At 34.1% G+C, this 24306-nt stretch carries 14 protein-coding genes; 3 read left to right on the forward strand and 11 right to left on the reverse strand.

Annotated elements, in window-relative coordinates:
* The first annotated feature begins 84 nt into the window (after positions 1–84).
* Entirely contained in the window at positions 85–1158 is a 1074-nt protein-coding gene (locus tag JI750_RS22140) for a response regulator transcription factor (protein ID WP_305038675.1), read from the forward strand.
* Positions 1159–1238: 80 nt separating this feature from the next.
* Positions 1239–2594 (forward strand): hypothetical protein, encoded by a 1356-nt coding sequence (locus JI750_RS21560; RefSeq protein ID WP_202006472.1) that lies wholly within the window; start codon positions 1239–1241, stop codon positions 2592–2594.
* 54 nt (positions 2595–2648) lie between these two features.
* Here JI750_RS21560 and JI750_RS21565 read toward each other — a convergent pair whose 3' ends face one another.
* The 5 genes from JI750_RS21565 to JI750_RS21585 form a co-directional block, all read right to left on the reverse strand.
* Positions 2649–4433 carry a mechanosensitive ion channel family protein gene (locus JI750_RS21565; RefSeq protein WP_202006473.1) on the reverse strand — a complete coding sequence of 595 codons (1785 nt, stop codon included), beginning with the start codon at positions 4431–4433 and terminating at the stop codon, positions 2649–2651.
* A 108-nt stretch (positions 4434–4541) separates the two neighbouring features.
* The gene (locus JI750_RS21570; protein ID WP_202006474.1) at positions 4542–5048 is read right to left on the reverse strand and encodes an acetolactate synthase small subunit; all 507 of its coding nucleotides are present in this window, start codon (positions 5046–5048) and stop codon (positions 4542–4544) included.
* A 410-nt stretch (positions 5049–5458) separates the two neighbouring features.
* Positions 5459–6484: an NAD(P)-dependent alcohol dehydrogenase gene (locus tag JI750_RS21575; RefSeq protein WP_202006475.1), complete on the reverse strand. Its 1026-nt coding sequence runs from the start codon at positions 6482–6484 to the stop codon at positions 5459–5461.
* Positions 6485–6703: 219 nt separating this feature from the next.
* Positions 6704–7306, reverse strand: coding sequence for a murein L,D-transpeptidase catalytic domain-containing protein (locus JI750_RS21580; RefSeq protein ID WP_236673130.1), 603 nt, complete (start codon positions 7304–7306; stop codon positions 6704–6706).
* A gap of 326 nt (positions 7307–7632) precedes the next feature.
* The gene (locus tag JI750_RS21585; protein ID WP_202006476.1) at positions 7633–8913 is read right to left on the reverse strand and encodes a S28 family serine protease; all 1281 of its coding nucleotides are present in this window, start codon (positions 8911–8913) and stop codon (positions 7633–7635) included.
* Between the two features lie 209 nt (positions 8914–9122).
* Between JI750_RS21585 and JI750_RS21590 the strand changes: the two genes are divergently transcribed.
* Positions 9123–10334, forward strand: coding sequence for a M24 family metallopeptidase (locus JI750_RS21590; RefSeq protein WP_202006477.1), 1212 nt, complete (start codon positions 9123–9125; stop codon positions 10332–10334).
* Between the two features lie 203 nt (positions 10335–10537).
* On the opposite strand, the gene JI750_RS21595 is transcribed toward JI750_RS21590, so the two are convergent.
* From JI750_RS21595 to JI750_RS21620, 6 genes are all read right to left on the reverse strand, one after another.
* The gene (locus tag JI750_RS21595) at positions 10538–14383 is read right to left on the reverse strand and encodes a M43 family zinc metalloprotease (RefSeq protein ID WP_202006478.1); all 3846 of its coding nucleotides are present in this window, start codon (positions 14381–14383) and stop codon (positions 10538–10540) included.
* A gap of 264 nt (positions 14384–14647) precedes the next feature.
* A complete protein-coding gene (locus tag JI750_RS21600) occupies positions 14648–16105 on the reverse strand; it encodes a SusD/RagB family nutrient-binding outer membrane lipoprotein (protein ID WP_202006479.1) in 1458 nt (485 codons plus the stop codon).
* A gap of 11 nt (positions 16106–16116) precedes the next feature.
* Positions 16117–19323, reverse strand: coding sequence for a SusC/RagA family TonB-linked outer membrane protein (locus JI750_RS21605; protein WP_202006480.1), 3207 nt, complete (start codon positions 19321–19323; stop codon positions 16117–16119).
* Positions 19324–19573: 250 nt separating this feature from the next.
* Positions 19574–21730, reverse strand: a complete 2157-nt coding sequence (locus tag JI750_RS21610; RefSeq protein ID WP_202006481.1) for a S9 family peptidase — start codon at positions 21728–21730, stop codon at positions 19574–19576.
* 1 nt (position 21731) lies between these two features.
* A complete protein-coding gene (locus tag JI750_RS21615) occupies positions 21732–23030 on the reverse strand; it encodes an aminopeptidase P family protein (protein ID WP_202006482.1) in 1299 nt (432 codons plus the stop codon).
* A gap of 3 nt (positions 23031–23033) precedes the next feature.
* The gene (locus JI750_RS21620; RefSeq protein ID WP_202006483.1) at positions 23034–24269 is read right to left on the reverse strand and encodes an NAD(P)/FAD-dependent oxidoreductase; all 1236 of its coding nucleotides are present in this window, start codon (positions 24267–24269) and stop codon (positions 23034–23036) included.
* Positions 24270–24306: the final 37 nt, after the last annotated feature.

Below are 24306 nucleotides of genomic sequence, written 5' to 3' on the forward strand. Positions count from 1 at the left end.
TCCAATTTTAAAACCGACAACTTGAATTGGATTCTTTTTTTGTATTTTTAATCATTCATAAGCTTTTCTATTACCTGATTTAAAATGCTAAAAGAAAGAACATTCAGAGTTTTATTTTTGACAATCTTTATTCTTTTTACGATTCCGACTTGCTACGGACAGTATAAGATTTCGGGTTATATTGATGCAGAACAAAAAAACAAAATCATCTATTTGAGTCTGCTGAAATACGACGAGGAAACTATGATTACCGAAAATCAGATTCTTTTTTCGACTCAGACCGATAGCTCAGGTTATTTTGAATTTAAAGGACAGCTCTTGTCTGAAAAAGACAAACTTTACCGCATTCATTCCAATATTAATACAATAAAAGGATTGCAATTGGTTAGTGATAACGAGAAGAGCAATTATTACAATTTTATATTTTCTAATAGAGATACAATTTATTTCTCTAAATCTGGTAACAATTGGTTTAGCGAATCCAAAAACAGTAATTTGGCAGATAAAGAATGGAGAAAACTAAAGTCTTTTGAAGAGAGTTTAGAGAAAAATAATGCTCAAATCAAAAACAAGGAAGCACAGCAACAGGCCGCAAATGATTTTGCTGAAAAAGTGAAAGCATATAGCGAAAAGAACCTTAAGCACCCTTTGTTAAAACTTTTAGCATTTTCGGATATTAAACGAAATGATTTTAATCTAAAAAACGATTTTGAAAAAAATGAGCCGTTTTATGATGCAGTTTCAAACACATTGAAAAATTACTATGGAGAAACCTCTTATTATCTCCAATATCAAGATGAAATTTCAAAAATTTCCAATGTCATTTTACAGCAAAAATATGCCTTTCAGAAAAAGTTGAATTATACCTTGGGTACACTAGTTTTGATTTTGACTTTTATTTCTATTTATCAATTCAGAAAATTAAAAGCTTTTAAACCTAAAAAAGCGATACAAGGAACTTCAAGTCTGGCATTGACCAATCAGGAAGAAAAAATTACCAAATTGATTTTAGAAGATAAATCGAACAAAGAAATTGCCGATGAACTTTTTATCTCGCTAAGTACGGTAAAAACCCATATTCGAAATCTTTATGCGAAATTGGATGTAGCAAACCGTCATGAATTGACAGCTAAATTGAAAAATCATCCTTGGGATTAGTCCCAATCTCAGCCTCTTCGTAACTAATTTTCCAAATTCCGCGATCTAATTTTGTTTCCGAAATCTTAAATCAATCGGAAATGAAAAAGAATCTTTTATTGTTAATCTTCTCTACAATCTTGCAATTTGTTACAGCGCAAGAAGCAGATAAAGCTTTTAAAAACAGGCAAAACATTCAAGAAAAGCTTATAGAAGCAAAAGCACTTTTAGAAAAAGATAACGAAAAACTTTGGGGAAAACCCATCTGGAACGACAGCATCATTATAATTGACTTTGACAATTCAATCTACAGTTTGGTAAAATTACCTAATAGCAAAACGGATAATGGAATTTTGTATTCTAAAATTATGGAACCTAATTCGCTTGTTTTTGTTAATACCACACAGAAATATGAAGGTAAAGAATATGCTACGGTTCTGAATAATTATCTGGATGATAAAAGTGCTACAATCATTCATGAATTGTTCCATTTACTGCAAATGAAATCCCGAAAGTTTAACGGAAATCCAATTGAATATCTTGACGAAACCAATGCTCGTATTTTATTGCGATTAGAATATCAGGCATTAAAAAATGCTTTGAAAGCGATTATCGAAAAAAGAAAAATAGATGAGATCAAAAATTATTTGAAAGATGCTGTAATATTTAGAAAAGAAAGACAACAGCAATATTCAAAATATTTGAATGATGAACTGGAAATAGAAACTTTGGAAGGTTTGGCAAATTACACAGGTTTTGTTTTGTCTTCTTATGACAATAAATATGAAAAAGCAATTGAAGAAATTAACCAGCGAGAAGAAGCAAAAACGTATACCAGGCCTTTTCCTTATGCCACAGGACCAGCTTACGGATTGCTTTTTGATTATTTGAATATTACTTGGAGAAATAGTTTAGATAAAATATATAATTTCAATGATATTTATGAAGTTATGATTTTAAAATCAAAATTAACTATCACAAATAAGCGACTAGAATTAGCCAAATCCAGAAACAATTTTGATAAAATAAACAAACAGGAAATTACCCAAGCAGAAGAACAAAAAAAGCTAATCTCTTATTATACTGATTTACTAATTAACAAACCAACTCTTAAAGTTGCACTTGCTGATATAGACCATTATGGGCGCACTTTTAATATGAATGGCACCCTAACTTTAAAGGATAACGGAATTGTGTATTCGAGTATTAAAGGCCGTGATAAATCGGGAAACAACTTTGGAAATTTCACCACGATCGATGGTAAAAATCAATTGGGTAAAGCTGGTATTTTAAGTTATGATAAAGATGGAAAAACTTATTTTGTTTTTCCGGTTCCTTTTAAAATTGAAGATCAAAAAATCACAAACGAATTTTACGAAATAGAACTAAATCCTGATTGGAAAATTGTAAAACAAAATGACGGAAATATGGAAATTGTCAGAAAACCTAAAAGCTAATTTATATCTTTTATAAAATGAAACGAGCTTCAAAAAATTTGAAGCTCGTTTCATTTATAATAAAGTTTCCTCATCTTCAGGATTAAAACTGCCTTCGTCAGGATATTTTATGGTTCCTTTCAATTCTTCCACTCGTTTTGGATCAAATTTCGGAAGTTGTAATTCACTGTTTTCCTTCCACTTTTTAACTGTTTCAGAGATTTCATCTGCTTTTTCTTTGGAAAAAGGAGTATCACGCGCCATATATAATGTTTGCGATGGATAAGCCAATGATGTTCCGCTTCTTTCTATAATATCCATCATTCTCAACAAAAGATCTTCCTGAACTTCTTGTGATGTTTCAAGATTTATAGCTTCGATATAAGCTGTGATTTCGACTTTTAAAGCATCAGCAGTAATACCTGTAAAACGTACAATTGGAGGCGTATTTATAATGGCAGGGTGCGCATACAGCAAAGATCTTAGTTCTACAAGAAGATAACGCATTTGGTCCGGAGTGGTTTCCATTCTAAAACCAAAAATCGGATTGAATATAAAACGGTCGCGATGTGCATAATTTTCTATTTTACTAGCAGATAACTGTCCGTTCGGAATCGTCACAATAGTACGAGCTGCAGTACGAAGTGTTGTAGAACGCATACCAATGGCTTCTACTGTCCCTTTTATATCATCAACTCGGCAGTAATCGCCAACACGTAATGGCTGATCGGCAATAAGGCTTACACTTCCCACAAAGTTTTCTATCGTTTTTTGTGCTCCAAGAGCCAATGCAATCCCCCCGATTCCTAATGCTGCAAGTCCGGCTGTAACGTCTACACCAATAATTCCTAATAAGGCAATGATTCCGATAACAACGATTGCAGCTTTCATCGTACGGCTCAAAAACAAAACCGCAGATACTGCAGAAGCACGTCCTCGATTATTCATTCTGCTTCGAGTATACATACTTACAAAATCGGTCATTCTCCAAAGCAGGATCAAAAAGGCTACAATTCCGATTGTGATTATTATGATGCTAAATCGCTGACGTACTATTATCGAAATTCCCATTCGTTGCGTAAGTGCCACGAATAAAATCACTGTCATATACATCTGAACCGGTAGTGTAAATGCATCTATAATTGCTGTTCCTTTTTCAGTATCTGCTTTCTTCCATATTTTTTGAATAAGAAAAATAAGTACGTAAATAAGAAGTCTTGATAATAAATAAGTAACCACTGCCATGACCACCACTACTCCCCAGTGTCCAATTGGTACATTTCCTAATTTTCTATCTTTTAGAAATTTGGGTAAAACTCTATCTAAAAAAGTTTTTTCTCCACTAAGATCTGCTCCACGAATTGCTTCTACTGTTTCTGCAGAAAAAAGCCATAATGCTGGTTCGCTGTCATCTGATTGATTTTCTAAATAAAGCTGTATATTTATTTTATCTGTGGATATATTTCCAACCAAATCTATACCTGTTGTCAGATTATCATCTAAACGTCCTAATTCTTTATTACTTAGAATAGATGATGGCGAAAAATTTCCTCCCTGATCCAAGAGTTGCTGAAAAGTCTTTGCTATTTGTATTCTTTCAGATGTTTTACGATAGGAACGTTTACTCAGAACAAGATACTGACTTGCACGCAGATAGTTCTGATCACCAAGTGCTTTAATGAATCCGTTGACTGTTCCTTGAGGTGTTCTTCTTCCGAGTGAATCATCTGGAATCTTAACTGGTTCTTCTGTTGTAGTCTTTGCTCCGCCTAAAAGCTGTGCTTCTGTTATGCTGGGTTTTAACAACAAAACCAAAATCAACAAGAAAAAAAGCAATAATCGTTTTGTACCTGAAATCATACTCTATCTGCTTTAGTAATGACCATTAAAAATAAGAAATATTGAAGATATACAAAACGTTTCCATCAGAAAAAGCAGAAACAAACAACAATAGTTCTTCTATATTCTTTAAAATTCTAAGCAAAAACCTTCATTAGATTTTGTAAGCGCAATTCTCGAACTTTTTACAAATTCAATCAAACCAAATGACTTTAATTTCTCAGTTAAACAAACTATTTCATCATCTGTTCCTGTGCCCTGCAATATGGTATACTCTCTTTGAATTTCTAAAATTTTAAGATCGCTTTCGCGAAGCATAACTTCCATATTCATCTCTATCGCAAATATGGATGTTGGGATTTTAAATAATGCAACTTGTATAAATACAATATCCTTATTAAACGAGTAATAACATTTATAAACTTCGATAATTTTCTCAATTTGCGCAGTTATATTAATGACTGTATCTAAAGTTTCATTTACTACAATAGTATGTCTGTACATATTTTCAATTTCGCAAATAGACATATTAAGGCTCAAAATCTGGATTTGTTTTCTTAAAAACATGCTAGATAATTTGCTTATTAATCTGATCTGGTCTTCGGAGTAAATAGTTAGAGTAAATTCGTTTTTCATTGTGTTTTTTATTTGTGCTTTTTTATGAGTTATGGGAGAAAGAAAAAAGCCTTTCACATTTGACTGAGAAAGGCTTTTATGAATAGACAATAGAATCCTGACTCGTCATGTGATACGAATAATGATACTTGAAATAATAATGCTATTCTGAATTGATTTTTTCATATTGCTATAAACAAAAAAACCTCCCGTAAAAGGGAGGTTTTCTAAATTGTATATTTTACTTATTTATATAACACCCCTTCACTACTATCGAATGATAATTGTGATAATAATTGAAGCGATGTTAATGCTATTTTTCATTTGCTTGATTTGATTGCGCAAATATATTGATATTTTTCAATCTTTAAACTATTATTATAACAAACAAAAAATCCGTCTTTTACAACGGATTTATTTGCTTTTGAATTTTAAGGTATCAAGACAGCTCTGCCTTTTATTTTTCCTTGTCTCATTCTATCATAAACTTCATTAGCATCATCAAGTTTATGTTTTTCGATTTCGATATGAATTTTCTTTTGTCTTGCCAAACCAACCACTTCCATCAGTTCTGTTCTTGATCCCCAATACGGATTGGTCATGCTTACGCCAAAAGGCAATCCGTTCATGCTATATTGATAATGTCCTCCTCCAAGACCAACAATGGTAAGATCTCCATCAAGGCTGACTACTTTTGTTCCTAAGTCTATTGTAGAAGTTGCTCCAACAAAATCTAGAACTACTTTTGCTTTTTTGATTCCAGTAATTTTCTGAATTTGTTCTGCAGCATCGGCGTCTTTAGAATTAATTACATAAGCTGCACCCAATTCTTTTGCAAAAGCCAATTTATCTTCTGTCACATCACAAGCAATAATTTCAGCTCCGCTTATTTCTCTTAATATTTGTAAAGCAACATGGCCTAATCCGCCAACACCAATTACTACCACATATTCGTCAGCCATTAATTTAGGAAGCGAACGTTTTATCGCAGAATAAGGTGTAAGTGCCGCATCTGTCAATGGAGCTGCAATAACAGGATCTAAATCATATATTGGCACTAAAAGTCTAGAAGACGGCACCAGCATATAGTCGGCCATACCGCCATCTAAACCTAATCCGCCACCGTATGCTTGTTCAGATTGATGATCACAATAATTTTCTTTGGACTGCTGGCAAGGTTTGCAATGTCCACAACCCCAAGGACCGTATACAAGAACTGCGTCTCCTTTTTTATACCCTTCGACATTCTCGCCAATTTCTTCGATCCATCCAGCATTTTCATGTCCTAATGTAAAAACTGTTCCAACCACTGTTCCTTCATCTATAATATGCAGGTCTGAGTGGCAGACACCAGCGCCGCCAATCCTTAATAACACTTCATCACCTTTAGGAACAGGTTTTTCTATATCATTAACTACACGGACATCTTTGTGCCCAAAAAAACGTACTGCTTTCATAAAATAAACTTTTAGATTACTATTCTACTAATTTACAACTTGTATCTTTTAGAAGTTTTATCACACAAGTTAAGTTTATCCTAATTTATTGCTAAAACAGGCTTTTCTTTTAGAATACGGTTATCATTTGGAGTAAACAAAAAATAAAAAAATCTGATTTATTGATATAAAAAAAGAGAACCGAAGCTCTCTTTTATATTTATATTTTGGTCTTACTATTTAATAATAAACAGACAATAAAATTTTAGAATTTGTACTTTCTATATATTTTGAAAGTCTGCCTAAAAATTCTTGATTAACCATTGGACAACCGTGGCTGTTGATGATATAGTATTCTTTTTCGTCAGACGGAACCTCTTTGTATGAATGTAATACAATGGCACGTTTCATGGCATTATTATTTGATTCGTCCAATCCAGCAAGTCTGAAAGCTTTTCCGAATATTCCTTTATATGGCTTTTCTACCGAATATCTTCCTAATGAAGTGCAATTAGATTCTGGAGCATTACTAAATTGTAAAATATCACCTTTTATTCCAGTTTCTGAACCTTTTCCATGTGCAACCAAACCCTGATCAAGAATTTGATTATTCTCTAAATCGTAAACAAAAAAACGATTTCTTCCTGATTTAATTTTCATATCTACAAGAAAAGCAATTTTGTTGCTATACTTGTGATTTGACGCCGTAAAAGCCTTAATCTCATTTACATGCTCTGTGAGTCTTGCAAATTCGATTTCGTCTAAAATTTCATCTTCGTCCCTCATACTTAATGAGGCAAACGAACTTAAGGAAAAAAGCAGTGCCAATAAAAATACTCTCATATCCGGCAAAATGTTAAGTTAATAGTTATGACTTGGGGTCATTGATAAATTTTCTGTTGCAAAATTATACACAAATCTTATACAATTCCCATATCATAAGTTAAAGATATTATAAATATCTGAAAACAACAATATTATATGTTAATATTCGATTAAAATACCTGATTTAATGTTGAAATGCTATGTCTAGTGTTAATATTATCCGTTTTTAGCCACGGCCTATTTTATTTTATTAAAAAAATAATTTCTGTCCAGTAAAACTCACTTAACAGAAATTATTAGAAGCATAAACGCAATTAGTTATTTAATATTTTATCTGCTGCTTTTTAATTAAGCCACTTTGCCAATGTATCCATAATTAATTTCTGATCATCTACAGAAAAATGCTTGACCCTGGTTGAATGGCTTCCTTGCGGAAGTACCATTTTTAATGCATCAACACCTGGCTTAGGTGTTGGGGAACATGAGAACCAAGTGTCATAACCTCCGTAGATATATAAAATCTTATCCCCTTTACTCTCAACATATTTACGCACTTTTTTAATGTATTTTGGATTGTATTTAATTACAACATCTTTCGGTGCAAATCGTGCATTAGAGCTGCTTTTTACAATAGTTAACAAATCTGCAACAGGCTCAAGATCGAAACCATAATAGCCTAATTCGCTCAAATGCTGATAATAAGAAGGCAAATACACGAACGACATTTTATCATTGTAAGTACCTACTCCAACAATTTTATTCAAATAATCGAAAAGCTCTTTTGCCGAGGCGTTTACTGGCGGAATTTCATTGCATTTTCCTCCCCACTGCCAAAAAGAAAAAGGAAATTCTAAAACAGCATATTCCAACGCTTCCGCGAAAGGAACTTCTGTAAATTGCATCTTTTTCTCAGCTGAATATTCTTTAAAAACCTCTAAAACAGCTTCTCTATTTTGCAAAACAGCTCTTTGAAAAACTGTTATTTTTGTTCTGCATTCTTCCGTTCCAATTGTTCTTGTGTGAGTTATAGTTCTCGGATCTTCGCAGGTATTAATTAGCGGTGCTACATACGGCATTGCCACATCAACATCATTTGGATATATAGACTTATAAATTAAGGATGTTTCTCCTCCTTTACTAATTCCGGTAGAAATCCATTTACCTGAATATATTTTTTTCAGTTTAGTAACAATGTTATGATAATCTTCAATCGCCTGATCATTGGTTAAATATTCCCACTGAATTGGATTTGGCCTTGATTTTCCATAAAAACGATATTCAACAGCAACCTGATTGGCTTGCAACAAACTGCTTACTTCGCTCTTAATATTTTCTGTATTATAGCCGTGAGTTTCAATTACAGTTGGTCTGTCATAACCTAAATGCGAAAGATAAATATAATGCTGAAAAGTCCCTTTTTCTGGGTGTTTATGATCAAGAGGCTCGTCTAAAATTAGTTGATACGATTCGGTATAATTTTCTAAATTATCAATTCGCGTTATGATGGCTTTTGGAAATAATTCGGTTAGTTTTTGCTGAAGATTTAGTGAAGATTCCTGCGCAGAAACGGCAAAAAAGTTCAGGAAAAGGAAGAACAGCGTAATAATAAAGGATTTTCGATTCATTTTTAATCTTGTTATTTTGAGTTTTTAAAAGTAAGCGCAATACAAAGCAAAAACTGATACTATATTACCCTTAAAATATAATATTTTATCTAGTTCGCATCAACATATGACAAAATCAAAATATTCCTTTAATTTTATTGAAAAATTGAACTTCGTATCAGTTTTATAGTTTGCACCACATTAAATAATAACTTAAAAAAATAAAAAAAATGGCAATTGGAGTTGGCGGATCAACTATAGATATTGAATTAGAAAAAATACAAAACATGACGCTTGGCGTTGTGCCAATCGGACTTCCTGAGTATAAACAGCGTATTAAAAAAGCGGTTGCTTTAATGAAAGAACAAAATTGCAAAGCGCTTTATGTAAATGCTGGAACAAATCTGTATTATTTTACAGGAACAAAATGGAATCCGTCTGAACGTATGGTTGGCGCGATAATTCTCGAAGATGAAACGGTTGAATATATTGTTCCGAAATTTGAAGAAGGTACTTTTAAAACTTTCATGAAAGTTGAAGGAAACCTAAACTTCTGGGAAGAACATGAAAGCCCATCTGAATTGTTTGGGAATATTCTAAAAATTAAAAATATAACTGACGGCAATATTGCGCTGGATGAATCGGCTGCTTTTTTTCTAATTGACGCAATCTCAAAAGCAAATCCAAATTTCAATTTTGTAAACGCTCAGCCTATAACTGCGGGATGCAGAATGCATAAATCGGCAAATGAAATCGCTATTATTCAAAAAGCGAAAGACATAACGATGACTGTTCAGAAAGCAGCGGCAAGTATTTTATATCCAGGAATTCCAGTAAGTACAGTTGTCGATTTTATCCATAGAGCGCATATTAAGGCTGGTATTGCATCGGGTTCTTATTTCTGTATTGTTCTTTTCGGAGAAGATTCACAGTATCCTCACGGAGTTACTTCTCCTCAAAATTTAGTTGACAATGATGTGGTTTTAATTGATACTGGATGCCGTTTAGAAGGTTATTTGTCTGATATCACCAGAACTTATGTGTACGGAACTCCAAGTGACGAGCATAGAAAAATTTGGAATCTTGAAAAAGCAACTCAAAAAGCAGCTTTTGATGCCGCTCAAATTGGAGTAACATGTGGTTCTGTAGATGATGCTGCACGTAAAGTTTTAGCAGAAGCTGGTTTAAGCGGAGATTACGAAATTCCAGGATTGCCACACCGAGTGGGTCACGGAACAGGTTTAGATATTCATGAATATCCTTATTTAGTAAGAGGTAATCAAACTATCCTGAAAGAAGGAATGGTAGTTAGTAATGAGCCTATGATCTGTATGCCAGGTCAATTTGGTATTCGTCATGAAGATCATTTTTATATGACGACTGAAGGCCCTAAATGGTTTACTGAACCTATGCAGAGTATTGATAATCCGTTTGGATTATAGATTAAAAATAATTTTTATTTAATAAAGCACAAAAGAGCTGTTATTTAAGATGGCTCTTTCTTTTATTAAATATATGTCGCTCCTCTGGAGCTTTTTGATCTTTGACGATGGTTTTTTCTATAAATATTTTGCTTCTCCGAAGCTTTGAAAAAAAAGAGGCTGTCTCAAATAGACAGCCCTTTTCATTTTAACTAAATTAACTATTACTCAACCAATAATTTTTTCTTTTCTACAAATTTTCCATCTGTAGCCACAACAATATAAACTCCTTTATTTAAATATTTAAGAGAATAAACTGTTGTATTATGGATCGTATCTACCAAGTGGCCTGTGCTATTGTAAATTGACACTTTAACTTTATTGATATCAATGTTTTCAAAAGTAAAGTTTACAACGTCTGAAGCTGGGTTTGGATACATTGTGAATGCCTTTGCTGTATTTGTATTTATACCAGGCAAACCAGCACTTCCTGATTGCAAATCAATTGTATGAGAAGCACTCCATTGACTAAAAGCCGTTCCATTTATTGCTCTTACTCTAAATTCATATACAGTTTGAGTTCCTTGTTTTGGAATCCATAAATAATATGTTGTAGAAGTTCCAGCAGATGTCCATCCTGAAGAAGTATTCAATTGCACTTCATAAGATGCTGCATCTGTAGATGTTGCCCAAGAAGCGTAAAACCCTGATGAGTAAACACCCGCATTTTCAAGATTAGCTGGAATTGTCAAAGTTGCTGGATTTGGCGGTACAGAAGTTCCTGCTTGAACAGTATAATCTTCGATTTCACCATCTCCTAGATTTCCACAAGTTGAAGACGGATTAGCATTATATTTCATTACAACTCTCATTCTGGTAGTTCCTGTAAATGATTGAGGCGTAAAACTTGTCGTTACTGCACTATTTGATGAGATATTATTAATTACTTTTTCAGATGCTTCAAACTGATTGTTTTTATTGTAATCAATCCAAACTCCCCAATATTCAGTATATGCAGAACCACTAAAACCTGGAGTTAAAGTAACGCTTGTATTTGCATTCGGATTTAGAGTGATAACTTTCGAAGTATAATCTGCGTAACCGTTTGTTTCTTTTCCAGATGCGTTTACAAAACTTCCTACTGCTACAGAACTTATGTATTCGTAACTATTTGCGCCTTGTGCGGTACACAATGGAGCTGCTGGAATTGCTATGGTAACCACGTTAGAATAAGCAGAATAATCAGAACCTGATTTTGCTCTAGCTCTATATTTATAAGTCGCATCAGCAGTTAAACCTGTATTAGTATATGTGGCAACAGTATTAGCTAGTGTAGCAATTTCTGCATAAACATCATCTGAACCTGCTCTTTCAATAATTACATTTGTTGCATTTGTTGCATTATTAGTCCAGTTAAGCACAGCTTGTAAATTAGTTACAGTTGCCGTTAAATTTGTTGGAGCCAATACTGTATTTGTTGTTTGTACTCCTGCTAGAATTGGTTCGTTTGGTTTTGTATTATAAGCATAATCTAAAACGGTATATCCTACTCCACCAGCTTCTACTTTTACATGCATCCATCCGTAGCAAACACGTCCTCTGCTTGTATATTCAAAACCAACATATCCCGTTTTATTATCCCAAGTTGTATAGGTCGCAGTTCTCAAATCTAATTGATTTGGATATGCCCCTGGCGCTGCAAAATTACTAGAAGCTCCGATAGAAGTACCTTGTGATAAGAATGATATATTTCTTGTTCCAGCTTCAGAAACCAGTCTTTTTCCGTAAGTTTCTATTTTTAAAGCCGCCGCAGCATATTGCCATGCTCCATACTCCGTATTGTCTCCAATACCCATATCAAAATACTGCCAAGTCGATGCTGCATTCGCCGTATAATCAGGATTGTTTACATAAAACACTCCGTAAGGCGCATCAAATTTCAAATTGATTGTTTTAGTAGCAGTATCCAAAGTAGCTATTCCGCCTGTAATTGCTGCATCTTTAAAAGTTACTGTAATAACAGCATCATTTGTTGTATTGTGTGCAGTTGCTTTTCCTGTAAAAGAAAGCACTGTTTTAGTATTGCTTTCAAGAGTTAAAACTGCAGTTAAACCAGCTGGCACACCTGTAATTGTATAGTCAGTTCCTGCTGTAAAAGTACCGCTGCTTTTTGTAAATGTACCATTATTAGTACTCAAAGCAATTGTCGCTGTTGAAGTTATGCTTCCATCATTTAATTCAGCTTCATACAATGTTTCTGGCGATAAAGTTGTTGCCGTTTTATCGGTCATTCCTGTGTAAATTGGAGTGTTCGGTTTTGTATTATAAGCATATTCCAAAATTGTATATCCGTCACCATCCGCATTTACTTTCACCTTAAACCATCCATAACATGTAAGACCATCCATTAAATAATCAAATCCTACATAACCTGTTTTTCCGTCCCAAGTTGTGTAACTCGCTGTTCTTAAATCCAGCTGATTTGGATATGCACCCGGAGCAGTCATATTACTAGTTGGACCAACGGCTGTATTCGAATTCAATAATGAGATATTTCTTGTTCCAGTTTCGCAAACTAGTCTTTTTGCATAAGTTTCAATTTTTAAGGCATTAGCAGCATAACGCCAGCCTCCAAATGCACGATCGTCTCCTTTTGCGATTTCAAAATATTTCCATGTCAATGCAGACGAAACTGTCACATCTGGCATGTCTACAAAAAAGATTCCGTATGGATCTGAGAATTTAAAATTGAAAAACAAAGAGGTACAAGATAAATCAGTTGTTCCTCCTGTAAAAGCTGCAGGTAAAAAACTAATTCCTCCTGACGCATTATTGCTTAATGCATGATTAGTTGCTTTGCCAGTTAATGTAACCGTAATTTGATTGTTGGAATTTACAGTAAGTACAGGTGTAATTCCTGCTGGGAAAGTATGTGTAAAATGAGTGCCTGCTGTCAAAGTCCCAGAAGAAACCGCAAAAGTTTTGGTGCCGTTTAGTTTGATTATGGATGAAGTATCAAAAGAACCATCATTTATAACTGCTTCTTTAAAAGCTACAGCCGATGCAGTAAGTGTGCTTCCTGTAGAATTTACGCCAGTATCAATTAAGTTTTGTGCCTGCCATAACGATTTTCTTGCAGGATGTTCCAAAGCCGCCAACATTCTATCAATCTGACCTTGCGTATACATTTTATAACAGCCTTGCGCTCCATTATAACCCATGTAATTTTCAAAATTTACTTTATCACCACTGCAATTTGTTCCTGGAGTACATCCTAAAGTATGTTTTCCGTCTTCCGCAGGAGTATCAGCAACTTCATCAGTTCCTGTGCAACCTCCTTCAAAAGTATGAATCAGATTAAGGAAATGACCAAACTCGTGAGTTAGTGTTGCAGAGAATTCTTTACTATATGAGTTATCGTATAAATAAGCTCCATTGAAAACAACACGAGCTGTATTGTTTGCTGTCATGTCTGAACTAGGATACCAAGCCACACCTGAATTATTCGTAGCGCCGTCATTGTACAAATCATTCTGTATATAGACATTCATATATTTTGTATTGTCCCAAGCGTCGGCAGCAATCTGGTCATCGTAGCCTCCACCGTTTCCGTAACCGTTCTTAGTAGGATGGAATACAACTCCTGTCGTACAGCCACCATTCGGATCTTTTTTAGCGAGTTTAAATTCGATATTTAAAGTTCCGCGTCGCGCTTGAAAAAAAGATTCAACGGTTTGATAATCTGCATTTCGACCATTAAAATCATCATTAAGTTGAACTAAGTGGTTGACAATTTTTTCGTACGTCACCGTTTTTCCGCCTTGTACATCCCCATAAATATGAAATACTACTGGAATTGTGTAAGTAACTGCAGCCGTTTTTGCCGTTGAAGATTTACGCTGTGCCGCAAAATTTTTACTAAAAACATCAAAGTTTTTTTTCTCTTGAAGTGCATGTGGATTATTCCGGTACACTTTTTCATTTTCTTCGCTTGTCCGACAAGGCAAACCTTGTGCGCTAATTTTCACTGAACTGAAAATCAGAAAGCAGATTAGTAATTTTAATTTCATTTGTTTAGTTTTTTTCATTAGTAATTGATCAAAGTTACCGCGGAAGCTTCTATCTTTCTGATAGTATTTTATTCAGAATTAATACATAATTATCATATTTTTAACCATAAAAAAACACATAATTAAAAAATATTCATAATTATACATTAAAATCCAACCTCAAAAAACATATTAAAAACCTTACTCTTCCCTTGCAAATACTATAAAAACAAAAAACCAGCACTTAAAAGTGCTGGCTCAAAAACAAATTAAACTAACTCAAAATTAAAATTTGTCCCAAAAAATCTTTGTTGTCATTAAATCCCCGCCTATTGCAGCTGAAGCTGCTTCATAATTAGCTGTATTCAATGTCTTATCAGATGTAGAATAAATATTTCTAACCGGAACTTTACCATCAGCTTCTTGCACAGCCGTTGGAGGCGCCACAAGTATTGGATAATCTAGTCTTCTATACTCTGTCCACGCCTCAAAACCACGATTGTAGTATGCTATCCAAAGTTGGTATGCAATTTTCTGCTTGTCTGTTCCTGTTGCTGTTGCAAAAGCCACATCAGGGCGTGCTAAGTAAGTTTGAATATCAGCGTTGGCAACTCCCCAAAATTTCATACTTGCTTCTATTCCTTTTGTGTAGTATGTTGCGGCATCGGCACCAACGTTAAAGCCTCGGCTTGCCGCTTCTGCCAATAAAAAACAAGTTTCGGTATAATCGAATATTACTCCTGGATTTGTTTTTTCTCTTAACCTTTCTCCCGTGCTCGTATAATTGGCATAAGTAACTTGTTGCGCATACGGTGCACCTTTATACTCCCCGTCTATTTTTGATTCTGGGTCAAAGAAAAAGTCACGTCTAGGATCTTCTTTTCCGTTTAGCTCATTAACAAAAATTTCTGCAATGTTGATTTGATTCTCACTTACTAAACTATTGTATAGCGGATTCATATCTACATTTGAAGAAAAATATTGAAACAATGCAGTATCTTCTTCTTTACTCATAACTCCTGAGTTGAAAGCACTTTCTACCATTGCTTTTGCTTTTGCAGCATCAACATCAGCAAGATGCAATCCCATTTTTAGCTTTACGCTATTGGCTAAAGTCTTCCATTTTGACACATCACCTTGAAAAATCAAATCAGCTTTTCCAAAACTTTCATTTTCATCATTCAAATTTGCAATGGCAACATCCAAACGAGCAGCCAAATCAAAATAAATGGTTTTCGCATCATCATATTTAGGAAGCGGAAATTTTTTAATATCTAAAGCTTCCGAATACGCAACATTCCCAAATAAATCTACAAGAGTCTGATAAGCCATTATAATTTGAATTTCTAAAATAGCAAGCTGATTTTTCTTTACCGCTTCTTCAACAGGACCTAATACTTTTGTATTTTGAATCTCTTTTTGTGCATTAGTCAAATCTTGCAATACATCTCTGTATAATGTTACTGCATGCGAGCTCCCTAAGTTTCTTTTTGCCTGATTATAATTAGCCTCATCTGTATAAGTTGCTGTTGACCAATGCTGTGCGTAAGCTCTAAAATTATTTGAATTTACTGAAGCATTCGTTAAAAAGTAAGCATAGTTAACCTGCGCATTGGTCATCAATGCGCTTGGTAGGGCAGTTTCATAAGCTTTTTCATTTTTGTTCATGTCATCTAAGTTATCACATGACACCACTGCACATAAAACAGCTCCTGCAAAAAATATTGTTTTTATAATTCTCATGTCTTTATTTTTTAGAATTGAACTTTCATAGTAAAACTGTACTCTTTTGTTGTTGGCAATACTCCAGTTTGAAAGCCCTGTAAATTACCCGAAGACGCTCCTGCTTCAGGATCTGCATAAGGCAGATTTTTATGAATGATCCATAAATTACTTCCATTTACAGCAAAAACCATATTGCTGATAAATGTGTTTTCTATAAATCTTTTTGGAAGTCTATAGCTCAAACCAACTTCGCGCAGCTTTACATATGATGCATCATACACATATTCCTGCTGAGGCATAGCATTGTAAAAAAAGTATCCGTCTGTTCCAGTTACACTTGCTGTTACATTATTTGGCGTACCATCTTGCTTAACACCATCTAGTAATATTCCACCGCCATCAGCAACTGGCTCACGTTGAGGAACTCCATTATGATTTTTACTTACTGTACTTTCGTAAATTCCTGTTGCATGTCCGTATTGCTGATCTAGAGAATAAACATCTCCACCTTTTTTAACATCAATCAAGAAATTGAAAGAAATGTTTTTGTACGTTAAAACATTATTAAAACCTCCAATCCAATCTGGAGCCACATTACCAATTACTGCTCCTGCAGTTTGCAAGTATCTTCCGTTTGAACGAATTACTTTTTCTCCGTTTAAATAAGTATATCCAGAACCTACTAGCTGTCCTACTGGCTTACCAACTTCTGCCACATAATTTACTCCTTGGAATGATCCCAATGAAATCTGACTTGCTCCTCCTAAAGAGATTACCTCATTTTTATTGGTTGACCAGTTCACCGTAGCTTGCCATGAAAAATCTTTAGTTTTTATTGGAGTTGCATTTACGGTTACCTCAAATCCTTTGTTCTGAACATTTCCAGCATTGATCCACGCTCTAGTATATCCTGTTTGTGTTGGAGTTTCTATAGACAGAATCTGATTTGTTGTATTAGTTTTGTAATAAGAAAAATCAACTCCTAATCTGTTCTTGAAAAATTTAAGCTCAAGACCAGCCTCTACTCCTTTTGTCAACTCACTTTTCAAGTCAGAATTACTTTTATCATTATCTGTAGAAAAACGAACTCCGCCAGGTCCAAAGTTGAAATTCTTAGGGTAAAGTGTAGAAGTTACCGCAAATGGCGCATCGTTTCCTGTTTCTGCATAATTCAGACGCAATTTTCCAAATGACAGCCAATCTGCTTTAATATGATTACTGAAAATATAAGTAGCTGTAATCGATGGATAAGAATAGGTATTATTATCTTTTGGCAAAGTAGACGATTGATCTACTCTATAAGTTCCCTCAAGGAAATACGTATCAAGGAAATTAAAACTCGCCATTCCGTAAATACTATTTGTTCCTAGAGTTACATGTTGTTCTTCTGGGCTTGTAATCCCGTCAATTGAATTAGTCAAGGCATAAATTCCCGGAACAACCAATCCTCCATTTGTTAACGCATAAATAGAATTATTAACCGAACGTCTTGAGTTTCCTCCCAACATACCATTAAAACTGATTCCATCAGTAATAGCCGTTTTGAAATTCAACACTAAATCTAAATTGATCTCGCGGAAGTTTTTATCAAATCTAGAATATTGACCAAGACCATTTGGTGTTCTTTTAGAACCTACAGCAATGCGTTCTTCTTGCAATTGATGATAAAAATCTACTGCGCCACGACCCATAATATCAAACCAATTGGTAACTTCTGTTTTCACCACTACATTACCAAAGAAACGATCTCTTTTTAATGAGTTGTAATTATTGTAGCGCTGAAAATACGGGTTATCATGAAATTGCACTCTTAAATCGGTTGGACCGTATACATTCCATGTGGTATTTTTACCTGTTAATTCATAAGCATCTTTTAGATCTTGAAAATCTGCATTAGTTGTGTACCATTGTCTAACACTACTTAAATAGTTATTTCCACCATCACCATACCCTGTTTCGTTCATTCCAATAGCATCAGATGTCAAATAGTTTGCTGATGTAGAAATTCTCGTTTTTGGCGTAACTTTATAACTTCCAGAAAAATTAAAATTGTCTTTTCTGTTATTGCTATTAGGAAGGATTGCTTGCTGCTGATTGTAATTGGTATAACCAAATCTAAAATCTCCTTGATCATTTGCGGCCGAAAAAGATATGCTATTAATATACGTTAAGCTGTTTTGATAAAAACTGTTTGGATCATTTTTAACAGCAGTATATGGAGTTGCTTTACCATAAGTTGGCAATTCTGGATAAAACGAATTCCAGTTATAAACCAGCAATGAAGGATCAAATTTTGGTCCCCAAGCCGCATCGTCGCTTGCTGTATAAGGATGCTCTCCACTGCCTAAATCAACAGTACCATAAAAATCACCATAACCTCCGCCGTACTGTTTCTGATATTCTGGCAAGGTTTTTTTATCTACTACTCCAATATTAACACCAGAGCTAAAATCAAATCCTAATCCACCTTTGGTTTTACTTCCTTTTTTTAGCGTTACGATAATAACTCCATTTGAAGCTCTTGATCCGTACAATGCTGTAGCCGCCGCGCCTTTTAAAACGTTCATGGTTTCAATATCGTCTGGATTAATATCAGAAGCGGCATTTCCGTAATCGTAACCGCCTTTGTTTCCTCCAGATTTTTGATCAGCTGTATTGGTATTGTCATTATTCAATATAATTCCATCAACAACCCATAATGCTTGATTATTTCCCGTTAACGAACTAGTACCACGAATTACAACATTGGTAGAACCTCCGATGTTATTATTTCTTCTAATTTCTACACCGGCAATTTTACCTGAAATATTATTAGAAACGTTACCTGTATTTATTTTTGTAAGCTGATCTCCGTTTATTTCTTGTGTTGCATAACCAAGAGATTTTTTCTCTCTTTTAAGTCCCAATGCTGTAACCACAATTTCTTGCAATTGTGTAGATCCTGCGGTCATTTTTACGTTTACGCTGTTAGTACGTGCAGGAACCTCTTTAGTTTGCATTCCAATAAAGCTAAACACAAGCACCGCATTTGCATCAGCTTTTATTGAATATTTCCCATCAAAATCAGTCTGAGAACCTGTTTGAGTTCCTTTAACCAGTATACCCACACCTGGCAATGGAACCCCATTCTCATCTGAAACAATTCCTGACACAACCCGATCTTGGGCAAAGGTCAGTTTAGTCAACAGTACAAAAAAGAGTACTGCAATTTTTCTAAAATTAATCTTCAATTTCATAAAATGGTTTTATAATTAATGTGGCAAATATTTTGCTTTTTAGATAATTTTTCTGATAATATATTACCGAAAAACCTGCTTATATTACCCTAAAAATGCCAATTCCGCAATTACACATTTACTATATTACCTTTTACAAAAAAAATCTAAATCAAACACTTAACTCAAAACCAAAAGAAATAAACACATAAAAAAAGGAGAATTTCAATTTGATGAAATTCTCCTCTCTTTTTATAGTATTTTATTTTTTCTATTTTGCTCCTGGCGGGCAATTTTTTTCAATAAATCTGATAAAAGTATCTGTCAGATGTTTTTCTGTTCCCTCTCCTTCATCAATACTATGAGAACGATTTGGATAAATCATTAAATCAAACATTTTATCATATTTTATTAATTCATTAATTAAAACTTCTGCGTTTTTATAATGTACATTATCATCACCCGTTCCGTGGATATACAATAAATTCCCTTTCAGATTTTTAGCATGCGTTACAGGAGAAGCTTGAATATATGCTGCCTCATTTTCATCTGGCAATCCCATATAGCGTTCTGTATAAATATTATCATAAAAATGCTGATCTGTTACTGCTGCAATGGCAACTCCAGTTTTGTAGATTTCCGGATATTGAAACATTAGATTTAAAGTTACTGCTCCACCGCCGCTCCAGCCATGAATCGCCACACGATCAGAATCAATAAAGTTCCATTTTAAAACTTCTTTGGCTGCCATTGCTTGGTCACGTGTATTGATAATTCCGATATTTTTATAAATAGATTTTCTCCACTGTGTTCCTTTCATTACCGGAGTTCCTCTATTATCCATGGCAATTCCGATATATCCTTTTGGTATCAACTCACTTATGAATCCATTAAAATATGGACTATCATTAGCCACTGTAGCCATTGGTTCTCCATAAACATAAAAGAAAACTGGGTATTTTTTTGAAGGATTAAAATCTAATGGTTTTGCCATTATACCATCAATTTCTACCCCATCTGATGTTTTTACTTTAAATTTCTCCATTGAATAATCTCGATTTGGAGCCTTAAAAATATCTGCGTCTTTTGGATAAATCTTCTGATGACCTGACAAAGCAATTAATCTCCTGTTAAAATCTCTAGAAATGCTAGAATTGGTATGTCTTGCATAAGCTGCATCTGTAGAAAAAATATATCGGTTTGTACCGTCAAAAATTGCTGGAGTTATTCTTTTTGTTTTTTTCGAACTTAAATTCGTTTCATACAAATAACGCTGAGTAGCATCTTCTGGACTCGCAATAAAATATATTGTTTTTGTCTTTTCGTTATAGGCCTTAAAATAAGCATCAAAATTAGTTTTAGTGATTAACTCTTTTGATTTTCCGTCAAGACTTATTTTATAAACATGCATCCATCCATCTGCGTCAGAGCTCCATAAAAAAGCTTTTCCGTTGTCTACAAACTGGCAAGGAAAAACATCATATTCACCAGCAGAAGTATCAAACACATCAATCCATGCTTTTGATTCTTCTTTATAAATCACTCTCGCTGCACCCGATTTTGCATTACAATCATACATCGTAACCTGATTCTGGTTTCTGTTTAGCTGAACCACCATGATAGATTCATTGTTCAGCCATTTCATTCGAACCAAATAATTATTATCTGGTTCTCCAGGAATATTTAACCAATTGGTTTGAAGAGATTCAATATTTACTACTCCAATTTTTACAGAAGAAGGTTTATCTCCTGCTTTTGGATATTCTACAGGAATAATTGTCGGATACAACGAATCTGTATTGTTAATCATGAAATGGAATTTGGTAGAAGTTGCATCTACTCTCCAAAAAGCAATGCTTTTTCCGTCTGGACCCCATCTAAAACCATCACGAGCAGCCAATTCTTCCTCATAAACCCAATCAAAAGTTCCATTAATGATTTTGTCAGTACCATCTGTTGTTACTGGTGTAATTTTTCCAGAATTCAGATTTTCAACATAAATATTGTGTTTTGAAACATAAGCCACATTTTCATTATCGCTCGAAAATTTAGCAAACATTAATGATGATGCATCCAAGTTTTTGCCTAATTGTTTTCCTTTTCCTGTAGCCAAATCAAAATACCAATAATCTCCTCTAGTATTGTCTCTCCAAACTTTCTTAGAATTTGTATAGACTAAAACTTTTGTTTTGGAGTCGTTCCAAACCAATTGTTCGATTCCGCCTGTAAATCCGGCAGCGGCTAATTGTACTTTAGATAAAATAGTGTTTTGTTTATCTAACTTATCAACATCATAAATGACTACATTACTGTCTTGATTCACCCAAAAAGAATGAGAATTTGGCAACCAATTTAGATTGTTAATATCAATATTCTGTGCGAAAACAGAGGTGCATACGAACAGAAGAAACAACAAATACTTTTTCATCTTACTTTTTATTTTTAATTAAATTTTCAATTTCGGCAATTTCAATAGGCATGGCTTCACTCAGATTGATATTTCCATTTTCTGTTATCAAATAATCATTCTCTAAACGACATCCTATTCCTTCTTCTCTAATGTAAATTCCAGGTTCGCAAGTAAGAACCATTCCCTTTTCAAAAGGTCTTGAATACAAACCAACATCATGAACATCAAGTCCTAAATGATGTGCAGTTCCATGCATGAAATATTTCTTGTAAGCAGGTTTTTCTGGATCTTGAGATTTAATTTCTTCTTCAGTAATTAACCCTAACTTGACCAATTCAGCTTCAATTAATTTTGCCATTTGAAATTCATAATCTTTCGATAAAACTCCAGGTTTCAGCAATTTTGAACCTTCTTTCAAACAATGCAAAACAGATTCATAAACTTCTTTTTGTCTTGCACTGAAAGTTCCGTTAACAGGAATGCATCTTGTTGTATCTGAATTATAGTTGCCATAACAGCTTCCAAAATCAACAAGAACCATTTCATTCTCTCTGCAAATATCATCGTTAGTATTATAATGCAATGAACAGGCATTTACGCCAGATGCTACAATTGATCTAAATGCTTGTCTCGTTCCTCCGTTTTTTATAGTGGCGTAAAGCAATTCAGCTTCTAATTCGTATTCTTTTATATTCGGACGTATTGCGTCTAAAATTCTATGAAAACCTTCAACACTAAGCGCTGTTGCTTTTTTAATTAAATCAACCTCTTCGTTTGATTTAATTGGTCGCAACTCGCGTGTTATTTTTGCAGCACGATCGTATTGATGCAATGGATATTTTTCTTTGCACCATTTAATCATTCGATCTTGTCTGGTTTCCATTTCAGAGGTTACCCTTTTGATATGCTCATTGTGACCTAAATAGATAATATCAGCTTCAAAAGCAAAAAGCTGTAAAGTCTTTTCAAATTCGTGAAGCCATTTTATATTCTGGATTCCGGAAATAGCCGTGGCTTGTTCTTTAGTCAAAAAATTACCATCCCAAAGAAGTGTATGTTCATTTGCTTCTTTTACAAAAAGTATGATCTTGTTTTCTTCTTTAAAAGCATCTGGAAACAACACCAAAATTGTCTCATCTTGGTCAATTCCTGACAAATAAAACAAATCATTGTTTTGCGAAAAGCCCATAACATCATCTGCGTTATTAGGCATTACGTCGTTTGAAGTCAGAATAGCCAAACTATTCGGCTTCATTTTTTGGGTAAATCTTTTTCGGTTTTCTATAAATAAAGAAACCGGAATCGCATTGTATCTCATATTTTATATTTGGAATCTGTCAATAGCTACAGAAGTCGGTTTACCAGAAATAATCTCTGTTATAACTTTTCCTGTTGCCGGTGCGAGACTTAATCCCATCATGGCATGTCCTGTTGCTAAGGTCAAATTTACGATTTTTTTGTCTCTGGCAATAATTGGCATTCCCGATGGCGTACAAGGTCTAAACCCAAACCAAGTATCTTCTGTTTTTGGCATTTCCACTTTCATGTCGGGATAAAAATCATTGATGCTATTTATAATTCCTTGAAGTCTGTTTGCGTTTATTTTATTGTCTTTGGTGTGTGTGATTTCCATAGTTCCACCAAATCTTATATCATTAGACATTGGAGTTACAGCTACTTTCCCTTCACATAAAATAGACGGAATACTAGGTTTTTGAGTCTTATCTTTTAAAGTAAAGCTATATCCCTTTCCTGGTAAAATAGAAATCGAGATATTTAGTTTTTTAGCCAAAAAAGGACTCCAAGATCCTGATGCCAAAACCACTTCGTCAGTTCTATAAAGCCCTTTATCAGTAACTATTTTCTCAATTTTATTTCCTTCTAAAACGAAATCTCTAACGCTAGTTTGCGAATGGATTTCGACTTTTAAACGAGATAATTCTTCTTTTATAAAAGTCATAAATTTTTGAGGATACAAATGTGCATCGCTTTTATAATGAACTCCTCCAATTACATTTGTATTGGTTCCTTTTTCTAAAAGCGCTACTTCAGATTTTGACAGATAATCTACTTCAAGTCCTAGACGTTCTGCTTCTTTTCCTTCATGATGCATTTCTTCTCCTACTTTATCACTTTTATAAAGCATTAAAAGTCCTTTTTCTTCATAAAAAAAAGAATTGTTCTCTTTGGCAAAATCCTGATATAATTCTTTACTTAATAATGAAAGATCTCTTAAAGCAGGCATTGCATTTTCTACATGACGTAAATTGGCATGTTTATAAAACTGCATTCCCCAGTTTAATAAATCTTTGCTTAAACGTGGTTTTACGTAAAACGGACTACGGCTGTCAAACATCCATTTTATTCCTTGTGCAATCATTCCAGGCTGTGCTAACGGAATAATATGTGAAGGTACAATCATACCCGCATTTCCATACGAACAGCCATTATCCATATTCGATTCATCAAATACGCTTACTTCGTAACCTTCTTTTGCAAGATAATATGCAGAACATAAGCCAATAATTCCGCCGCCAATAACAGCTACTTTTTTCATAAATTTTAATTCGTTAAAAGTTTTTTGATACTATTAA

Origin of the sequence: Flavobacterium tagetis (assembly GCF_016735615.1) — a bacterium.
Taxonomy (GTDB): domain Bacteria; phylum Bacteroidota; class Bacteroidia; order Flavobacteriales; family Flavobacteriaceae; genus Flavobacterium; species Flavobacterium tagetis.

What these genes read in the sequence shown, in the direction of transcription:
- JI750_RS22140 (WP_305038675.1), top strand. Translation starts at nt 85, where the DNA reads ATGCTAAAAGAAAGAACATTCAGAGTTTTATTTTTGACAATCTTTATT.
- JI750_RS21560 (WP_202006472.1), top strand. Translation starts at nt 1,239, where the DNA reads ATGAAAAAGAATCTTTTATTGTTAATCTTCTCTACAATCTTGCAATTT.
- JI750_RS21565 (WP_202006473.1), bottom strand. Translation starts at nt 4,433, where the DNA reads ATGATTTCAGGTACAAAACGATTATTGCTTTTTTTCTTGTTGATTTTG.
- JI750_RS21570 (WP_202006474.1), bottom strand. Translation starts at nt 5,048, where the DNA reads ATGAAAAACGAATTTACTCTAACTATTTACTCCGAAGACCAGATCAGA.
- JI750_RS21575 (WP_202006475.1), bottom strand. Translation starts at nt 6,484, where the DNA reads ATGAAAGCAGTACGTTTTTTTGGGCACAAAGATGTCCGTGTAGTTAAT.
- JI750_RS21580 (WP_236673130.1), bottom strand. Translation starts at nt 7,306, where the DNA reads ATGAGAGTATTTTTATTGGCACTGCTTTTTTCCTTAAGTTCGTTTGCC.
- JI750_RS21585 (WP_202006476.1), bottom strand. Translation starts at nt 8,913, where the DNA reads ATGAATCGAAAATCCTTTATTATTACGCTGTTCTTCCTTTTCCTGAAC.
- JI750_RS21590 (WP_202006477.1), top strand. Translation starts at nt 9,123, where the DNA reads ATGGCAATTGGAGTTGGCGGATCAACTATAGATATTGAATTAGAAAAA.
- JI750_RS21595 (WP_202006478.1), bottom strand. Translation starts at nt 14,383, where the DNA reads ATGAAATTAAAATTACTAATCTGCTTTCTGATTTTCAGTTCAGTGAAA.
- JI750_RS21600 (WP_202006479.1), bottom strand. Translation starts at nt 16,105, where the DNA reads ATGAGAATTATAAAAACAATATTTTTTGCAGGAGCTGTTTTATGTGCA.
- JI750_RS21605 (WP_202006480.1), bottom strand. Translation starts at nt 19,323, where the DNA reads ATGAAATTGAAGATTAATTTTAGAAAAATTGCAGTACTCTTTTTTGTA.
- JI750_RS21610 (WP_202006481.1), bottom strand. Translation starts at nt 21,730, where the DNA reads ATGAAAAAGTATTTGTTGTTTCTTCTGTTCGTATGCACCTCTGTTTTC.
- JI750_RS21615 (WP_202006482.1), bottom strand. Translation starts at nt 23,030, where the DNA reads ATGAGATACAATGCGATTCCGGTTTCTTTATTTATAGAAAACCGAAAA.
- JI750_RS21620 (WP_202006483.1), bottom strand. Translation starts at nt 24,269, where the DNA reads ATGAAAAAAGTAGCTGTTATTGGCGGCGGAATTATTGGCTTATGTTCT.